Genomic DNA, 7,797 nt, shown 5'->3' with positions numbered 1-7,797 from the left:
GAACCGTACGTACGGTGGTGTGAGAGGGTGATTTATTTCACCCTACTCGATTTAAGGAGAAGAGCTGCGTTGATTAAAACAAAGAAAAGTTTATGTACTTACATGGGGAAGTGATTAGATAGATCGTTGTTGATGGAATTCACGGATTCATTAGGGAACTCTTATGTTAGCTTTGTATTGGATAAAACACTTATATGGTGGTTTTAGAAGTATAGGATGTTTTATCTGAATGAAGAAATTAGATAGCATTAAAAATTGTTTTGTTACGCTCGTATGCAATGCTACTTGTAAAATGTAGCATCCTACTTGTGAAAACTTCCTTTCCCTTAAAGTACAAACAACGTCTCACCTTTTTTATATCCAATTATTTCATGCACAGCGCTTTTTCTTTACAATTTTTCTATGGTACGTTATCATATAAGTGCAAGTTAACTTTACAAAGAGATGAAACTATGAAAAAACTATACCGATATATTAAATTCCATATAAAAACCGCATGTAAAAATATAACAAGACATTTTGGACTGGCCATGTCCGCAGCTTTTTCGATGACTATCACGTTGCTGCTGATTGCCGTCTTTTTATTGCTGACAAGTAATTTGTCCAATATCACATATCATATTGAAGATGCTTTGACAATTCGTGCGACGATTGATAATGTCGTGACGGATCAGGAGAAAACCGCGTTACAGAAAAAGATTGAAAAGCTTCCACATGTAACAAGTGTGAAACTATCCAGTGGTGATGAAGAATTAGCAGCTTATAAAAAAGAATATGAAAGCAATGACAGTCTGTTCAGCATGTATGAAGGAAAGACCAATCCTATTCTAGATGCTTTTATTATTGAGGTGAAAGATGCGAATAATGTCAAGAAGCTCAATGCACAGATACATGATATGAAAGGTATCGTAAAGGCGAGCTATGGCGGTGAAGAGACGGATGCCATGATACAAACTTTTTCTTCAATGCGTACCGGCAGTTTTCTGTTTATTATCTTTCTAACTTTGGTAGCAATGTTTTTAATCGCGAATAAGATTAAAATGTCTATTTATACAAGAAAGTCAGAAATTGCCATTATGCGATTTGTCGGTGCCAGTAACTGGTGCATTCGCTTTCCTATGATGCTAGAGGGTATTTTAATCGGTTTGGCAGGAGCAATCGTGCCAGCCATCGTAACTGTAGTAGGATATCATTATGTCTATTTAATGCTTGATGGCAGAATGATGAGTGAGATGTTTCGTTTACAGCCAAGTGAGCCGTTGAGCTTACAGGTTGCAGGTATTCTTTTGCTTATTGGCATGGGAGTTGGCTTATTTGGAAGCTTCTTCTCTACAAGCCGTTATCTGCGTTGGAAACGTTAAACATACGTGAAGATATTTTCATGTTAATATGATAAAAGTAAATAGCAAATCTTTATTTGATTTGTTTATTTATAACTCCATCACGTATTTGCCTACATGCTTATTTGACAGAAATATGCTTACGTAATAAATGATCGTATGTTATCGATGCTGATATAAATTAAATGCTTATCGACCTTAACATTTACTTCGTGATAAAAAGAGGAGGATTTGATATGAAGAGAAAAATTTTAATGATTGTTGCATGTCTGTTCATGGTCGTAATGGCTTCTTGTCCCCTAGAGGCGGAAAGTTTTGCAGGCCGTGAAGCGGAAATGAATAAAAAATGTGCATATATTACCGATAAAGCAACGCAGCAAGAATGTATTGCTTATAAAGAATATTTGCAGCAGAAAAGCAAAAATCTATCCTCAGAGATTGATGGTATTAAAAAACAGCTGAGTAATGTAAAAGGAAGCATGGAATCCATTGGAGAGAAGCTACGAAGCAATCATAAACAGGTTGCCAAGATCAATGCGGAAATGGCCAGTGTGGAAAACGCCATTGCTAAAACGGAAGCATCCATTGCCAAGATGAATGTGAAAATTAAAGAAAAAACGGAAGATATTCAAGAACGTGACAAGATGATGCGTGAACGCCTGATTGAGATGCAGCCTTATATTGGCAGTAATAACTTTATAGACTTTTTGATGGGGGCAGACAGCTTTGCTGATTTACTGCGTCGTTCAGAGATTCTTGGACAGCTGAATTCCTATGAATCTGATCAGATCAAAACATTAAATAAAGAAAAAGCGAAATTGAAGGAAGATAAAGAAGTAGTCCAACAGCAAAAGGAATTGCTGAAAGTGCAGGAGCAAGGATTAAAGGACCAGAAGGAAAAAGCGGAAGCCATAAAGGAAGTTAATGAAAAATTAATGAGCGCATATCGTAAACAGGAAGAGCAACTGCTGGATCAGAAAATCAAGACGCAGATGGCGCAGATGAGTATCCCAAAGGTAGATACTTCTTTGGCTGCACAATTTGATGATGAAACAAGCGATAAACCGGATAAGGATAAAAATGATGGTTCTAACGACCATAACGGGGACTCCCAAGATAATAATCAAGGCAATAATGGAAATGGGAACGGAAACGGCGTAAAACCAAGTACAGGATTTATCACACCAATTCAAGGGAATTGGCATTATTCAGCTGGTACATGGGCATATGCGGATGGCAGTGTACATAGAGGAATGGATTTTGGAACATATCAAGCACAGGGCTTGCGTGTTGTTGCCCCTGCCAGTGGTATCGTTATTTGGACATATGGTGGTTGTCCATCTCCATCCGGTGATAATTTTGGCAGTTATTGTGGTGTGCCGGCTACCGCAGGAAATAACTTAACCATGCTGACCAGAGTTGATGGTGTGGTTTATGCTTTCTCCTTTTATCATCTCTCAGGTACTGCTGTATCTAGCGGAACTGCGGTTGCCCAGGGGCAGACGATTGCCTATACAGGAAACAGTGGCAATAGTACCGGGCCACACTGTCATGTGGAAATGATTCGCGTTGGAAATATGAGTTTGAGTGATGCTTTGAATAAGTTTAACAATAGTGGGGATTTAAGCTTTGGCGTTGGTTGGTACGCTGATCCACATGCTTGTTCCAGCTATGGTTCACCATGTCGTTTACGTCCGGAAAATTATTTCTTATAAGATCAAGTGATTATCTGTACACCATAAGGACAGGTATTTATGGTAAAAGAGTGAGCAGATCATGCGTTTGTGCAAGGCACTAAATGGCATGGAAACAAGATAGAAAAACATGCAAGGTGAATACCGGGTTATTCATTTACTGCAAGAACTGGTTTTAAAATTGTAAGATCTTTGTTTTATATGAACTACGATTATATACAATAGCTATAAAAGAAAAAGACGCCTTATTCAGATGACAGCAAAAGAATGCTGCTTTATCAAGAAGGGGTCTTTTTCTTTGTGATTTCATGAAGAAATGTTATAATACAACCATGAAAGAAAAACATGATAAACAACATTTGGTACAAGCATTATTGGAATGGTATGATGCCAATGCACGCATATTGCCATGGCGGAGTGAACCTACGCCTTATCGAGTGTGGGTAAGTGAAATCATGCTGCAGCAGACACGTGTCGAGGCAGTAAAACCATATTTTGAACGCTTTGTAAATGCATTGCCTGATGTGCATGCACTAGCAAATGCCGATGATGATGAATTACATAAGCTCTGGGAGGGGCTGGGATATTACAATCGCGTAAAGAATATGAAAAAATGCGCACAATACTGTGTGAAACACTATGCCGGTTCATTGCCTAATTCCTATGAATTATTAAAACAACTGCCCGGTATCGGAGATTATACTGCCGGAGCGATTGCCAGTATCGCTTTTCATCTTCCATATCCAGCGGTTGATGGAAATGTATTGCGTGTATTTTCCCGCCTTCTTGTCAGTGAAGATGATATCTTAAAAGAACGTACAAAGAAAAAGTTTCAAAATATTATAAAAGAGTATATTCCTATAGAGCGATGTGATGCCTTTACACAGGCATTGATGGAAATCGGTGCATTGATTTGTGTGCCCAACGCCATGCCTCGCTGTAATATTTGCCCATTAGCAGAAGACTGTATCGGTTATCAAAGCCATCAGGCACAGCGCCTGCCCATAAAAGAGAAAAAGAAAGCACGGCGGATTGAGAAGAAAACGATTTTAGTCGTTGTCCATCAAAAGGAAGTGCTGCTGCAGCAACGCGCTGAGGATAGACTGTTAGCAGGGCTTTATGAATTCATCACGTTAGATGGGGAGCGAGAAGAGGAAGAAGTTATGGCTTTTCTCGGTCATGAACGTATACATAAAATCATCAAACTGCGCTCGGCAAAACATATATTCTCACATGTGGAATGGCATATGCAAGGATATTTACTAGAGGTAAAGGAAAAATTGGATGGCTTATGGTGTACACAGCAAGCGTTGGAACAGCAATATGCGATACCAACTGCTTTTAAGGCATATAAAGATGCTTTATATACATGGTGGAGGACGCAAGAATGAAGACATTATTAGAGGAAGTGAAAGGATTTGATCCTTATAACGAACAGGAAGAAGCAGATAAAGAATTATTGATGACTTATCTGACGATGTTTGATGATATATTTTACCGAGAAAATTTAATGGCTCATATGACAAGCTCTCCCTGGATCGTGAATCAGGATATGAGCAAGGTATTGATGATTTATCATAATATCTATGATTCCTGGGGATGGTGCGGCGGCCATTGTGATGGGGATGAAGATACTTTGCATGTCGCTTTAAAAGAAGGAATGGAAGAAACGGGGTTAACTAAGCTTACACCTTTAAGTGAACATATTATGGCTATTGATATTCTACCTGTACCGCCCCATAAAAAACGTGGTAAGTTTGTTAGTTCGCATGTACATCTTAATGTGACTTATGCCTGTGTGGCAGATGAAACCGAAAATTTACACATCAAAGCGGATGAAAATAGTGGTGTTCGATGGATACCTGTAGAAGAAATTGATACTTGGGTAAGAGAAGAAGATATGAAACCGGTGTATCACAAATTGGTAGAAAAGACGAAAGTTTTGGCAGAACAGAAAACAGAAGTCAGTTTGTAGGATTAAATACAACATGTAATCATGTTTTAATAAAAAAGGTGGATGAATGAAGTTATCGGCATTGCTACAAAGACTTTACAAAATAGAAAGAATAAGCGATAAGGCACTTGCCGTTGATTCAGTGAGGATACTGATTCAGTGAGGGTTCTAGAAATAACAAGAGACATTATAGAAAAACATGCTGAAAAAGGCTATTTTAAAACACATGTTATGAGGTGTGATACATATGCTTTATTTCACATGGCAAATTATACAAATTTAGGAGATTACGAATGAATAAATTGGGGGGTTATTTTTATTTCTTTTCCATTTCTAGTTTTACAAATAAGAAAATGCAGAGGAAGTAAAGAGAAAATTTGTATTATTTCTCATTTGTACGATACCAGTTCCGGTAGTTGCTTTCCTACTTCTTTTACTTGGTCTTAAAACATTTATGTCAGTATCATAAAAGCTATACCATAAAAGAAGTGTGCTATGGATAGAAATAAGTTTAGCAAACGTTATTCAGAAAGTGTTTTTTAATTTATCAGGATATACCGCATGCATGTTTGCATGTCTTGATAAAGTATAGGACATTGAAAGAAAAGACAGTTAGAAATTGCCTGTTTACATGGCTTAAAAAAACGGCAAAAAATTTTTATGAGAATTCGATAATCTCGTAGAAAAAAGGAAGACGAAAAAAGAATTTTGAAGTATAATGAAACTGTAATAAGAGAAAGGACAGGTTTTAATTATGCTGGAAAAAATTAAAGGCGGTTTAGTAGTATCTTGTCAGGCGTTGCCTGATGAACCACTGCATTCTTCTTTCATTATGGGAAGGATGGCGCTGGCAGCAAAACAGGGAGGTGCTGTCGGTATTCGTGCACAAAGTAAGGAAGATATCATGGAGATAAAGAAAACAGTTGATCTTCCTGTTATTGGCATCGTAAAACGTAATTATCCGGACAGCGATATTTACATTACACCGACAAAAAAGGAAATTGATGAATTGTTGGAAACGAAGTGTGAGATGATCGCATTGGATGCGACATTGCGTGATCGTCCAAATGGAGAAAAACTGGAAGATCTAGTTGCCTATATTCATGAAAACGGAGTACTGGCTATGGCGGATTGTTCAACCTTTGAAGAATGTGTCAATGCTGAAAAAATTGGCTTTGACTGCGTATCCACAACGTTATGTGGCTACACTCCGTATTCTGTTTTAGTGGATGGGCCAAATATTCCTTTATTGAAAAAACTAGTAGCTGAATTGCACACCCCAATTTTAGCTGAAGGCAAGATCAATACACCGGAAGACCTTGCAGCCGTTTATGAAGCTGGCGTTCACAGTGCGGTTGTAGGCGGTGCTATTACGCGTCCGAAACAGATAACAGAACGTTTTGTAAAAGTCTTAAAGTAAAAAGCTGAAAACGATACCTGGAAGGAAGTAGAAAAGTCATGACTCTTTCGTGTACTAAATGCTGCTTCCTTTTTATGTTGGTTTAAAAACTTTATGATATTGGTTAGGACACTTTATTTCAATGGAATACGAAAAATCTTTTCTGTGATAAGAAAGCTTGTTCGTTTTAAGACAGGACTTCTATTTGTATCATCCTTTTCTAAAGTAGGCACATGACCATGCAAATCTTTATGCTGTGACATATGGTATAAGGAATGCGAGGGGTAGTTATGAATCTGAAAGTAATGAAATTTGGTGGAACATCCCTGCGCAGTGAGGCCACACGCAAATATGTATACCGCCATATTTTAGAATATCAGAAGACACATAAAATCGTGCTGGTGGTATCTGCCATGGGCCGTTATCCGGATGCGTACGCAACGGATACTTTATTAAGTCTTGGGAGCGAATATCTCAGTAAAGAAGAAAAAGCAAGACTTGTTTCCATGGGAGAGCAGCTATCCACGCTAAAGGTGTGCAGCGAATTATTAGATATGGGGATTCATGCGCATGCCCTTTCTTTTTTTGAAGCAGGAATTTTCAGTGATGATCATTATGATTATGCTAAAGTTTTACGTTTGGATGGCACAAAGGTTAAGCAAGCACTTGCTAACTATGATGTAGTAGTCGTAGGTGGCTTTATCTCTATGACTCCACAAGGACATATTACAACATTGGGACGTGGAGGCAGTGATTACAGTGCTGTGCTGTTTGCCGATATGCTGGATCTGAAAGAAGTGGATATTTATACCGATGTAGATGGTGTCTACGACAATGATCCCAAGCTAAACAGCTATGCGATAAAATATGATAAATTGACTTATGATGAAATGCTCAATATGAAGTCACGCGTATTGCATGATCGCAGTGTAGAGTATGCAAAAGAACATGGTATTCGTATTTATCTTAAGGGAACCTTCTCTGGTAGTCAGGGTACGGTCATAGATGCCTAATTCAATTATCACGATTTCTTAAATATTTCTGAACGGCGCAAAATATAGCATATCTTTTTATGAAATATGCTATAATACGATATAGAGGTGAGCGAGTTGAAAAATATCCTGCTGGTAAAAAATCTGAATAGTGAAGAAAGTGCTAAACGCATTGATGCAGCACTTGCGGAAACGCGGGTGGATTATGAAGTGAATATCGAAAAACAATGTGTGGTTGTCATGGGAAACAGTGACATGGTGGCCGTCGCAAGAAAGGTTTTAAACGACCTGGGATTTATGATTTTATAAAAGGCAAATGTTGCCTTTTTTTCTTGTGCTACAAGCGTTTGGATATGTCAAAAGTAATCGAGTAGGGTGAAATAAATCACCCTCTCACACCACCGTACGTACGGTTCCG

The 7,797-nt window shown here is 38.2% G+C and carries 7 protein-coding genes; all 7 read left to right on the top strand.

The window, feature by feature from the left end:
• The first annotated feature begins 452 nt into the window (after positions 1 to 452).
• The 7 genes from ftsX to LI241_RS15160 all read left to right on the top strand — a co-directional run bounded on the left by ftsX (position 453) and on the right by LI241_RS15160 (position 7,688).
• Positions 453 to 1,361: a permease-like cell division protein FtsX gene (ftsX, locus tag LI241_RS15190; RefSeq protein ID WP_017144559.1), complete on the top strand. Its 909-nt coding sequence runs from the start codon at positions 453 to 455 to the stop codon at positions 1,359 to 1,361.
• A 215-nt stretch (positions 1,362 to 1,576) separates the two neighbouring features.
• Positions 1,577 to 3,055, top strand: coding sequence for a murein hydrolase activator EnvC (locus LI241_RS15185; RefSeq protein WP_008689893.1), 1,479 nt, complete (start codon positions 1,577 to 1,579; stop codon positions 3,053 to 3,055).
• Between the two features lie 287 nt (positions 3,056 to 3,342).
• Positions 3,343 to 4,425 (top strand): A/G-specific adenine glycosylase, encoded by a 1,083-nt coding sequence (mutY, locus tag LI241_RS15180; protein ID WP_008689892.1) that lies wholly within the window; start codon positions 3,343 to 3,345, stop codon positions 4,423 to 4,425.
• Positions 4,422 to 5,009, top strand: coding sequence for an NUDIX hydrolase (locus tag LI241_RS15175; protein WP_008689890.1), 588 nt, complete (start codon positions 4,422 to 4,424; stop codon positions 5,007 to 5,009). Before mutY ends, LI241_RS15175 begins: the two co-directional genes overlap by 4 nt.
• A 733-nt stretch (positions 5,010 to 5,742) precedes the next feature.
• Positions 5,743 to 6,408: an N-acetylmannosamine-6-phosphate 2-epimerase gene (locus LI241_RS15170; protein ID WP_008689888.1), complete on the top strand. Its 666-nt coding sequence runs from the start codon at positions 5,743 to 5,745 to the stop codon at positions 6,406 to 6,408.
• Between the two features lie 269 nt (positions 6,409 to 6,677).
• Complete coding sequence (locus LI241_RS15165; protein ID WP_008689887.1) at positions 6,678 to 7,400, top strand: aspartate kinase; 723 nt, start codon at positions 6,678 to 6,680, stop codon at positions 7,398 to 7,400.
• 87 nt (positions 7,401 to 7,487) lie between these two features.
• The gene (locus tag LI241_RS15160; protein WP_226897159.1) at positions 7,488 to 7,688 is read left to right on the top strand and encodes a hypothetical protein; all 201 of its coding nucleotides are present in this window, start codon (positions 7,488 to 7,490) and stop codon (positions 7,686 to 7,688) included.
• The last annotated feature ends 109 nt before the right edge of the window (positions 7,689 to 7,797 follow it).

This window comes from Longicatena sp. 210702-DFI.1.196 (assembly GCF_020563125.1).
Classification (GTDB): Bacteria; Bacillota_I; Bacilli_A; order Erysipelotrichales; family Erysipelotrichaceae; genus Longicatena; species Longicatena caecimuris.
The sequence above is the reverse complement of the archived record's forward strand: the minus strand, read 5'-3'. Positions and strand labels throughout refer to the sequence as shown.

Coding starts and splice junctions, on each gene's coding strand:
- ftsX (WP_017144559.1), top strand. CDS start 453: ATGAAAAAACTATACCGATATATTAAATTCCATATAAAAACCGCATGT.
- LI241_RS15185 (WP_008689893.1), top strand. CDS start 1,577: ATGAAGAGAAAAATTTTAATGATTGTTGCATGTCTGTTCATGGTCGTA.
- mutY (WP_008689892.1), top strand. CDS start 3,343: ATGAAGAAATGTTATAATACAACCATGAAAGAAAAACATGATAAACAA.
- LI241_RS15175 (WP_008689890.1), top strand. CDS start 4,422: ATGAAGACATTATTAGAGGAAGTGAAAGGATTTGATCCTTATAACGAA.
- LI241_RS15170 (WP_008689888.1), top strand. CDS start 5,743: ATGCTGGAAAAAATTAAAGGCGGTTTAGTAGTATCTTGTCAGGCGTTG.
- LI241_RS15165 (WP_008689887.1), top strand. CDS start 6,678: ATGAATCTGAAAGTAATGAAATTTGGTGGAACATCCCTGCGCAGTGAG.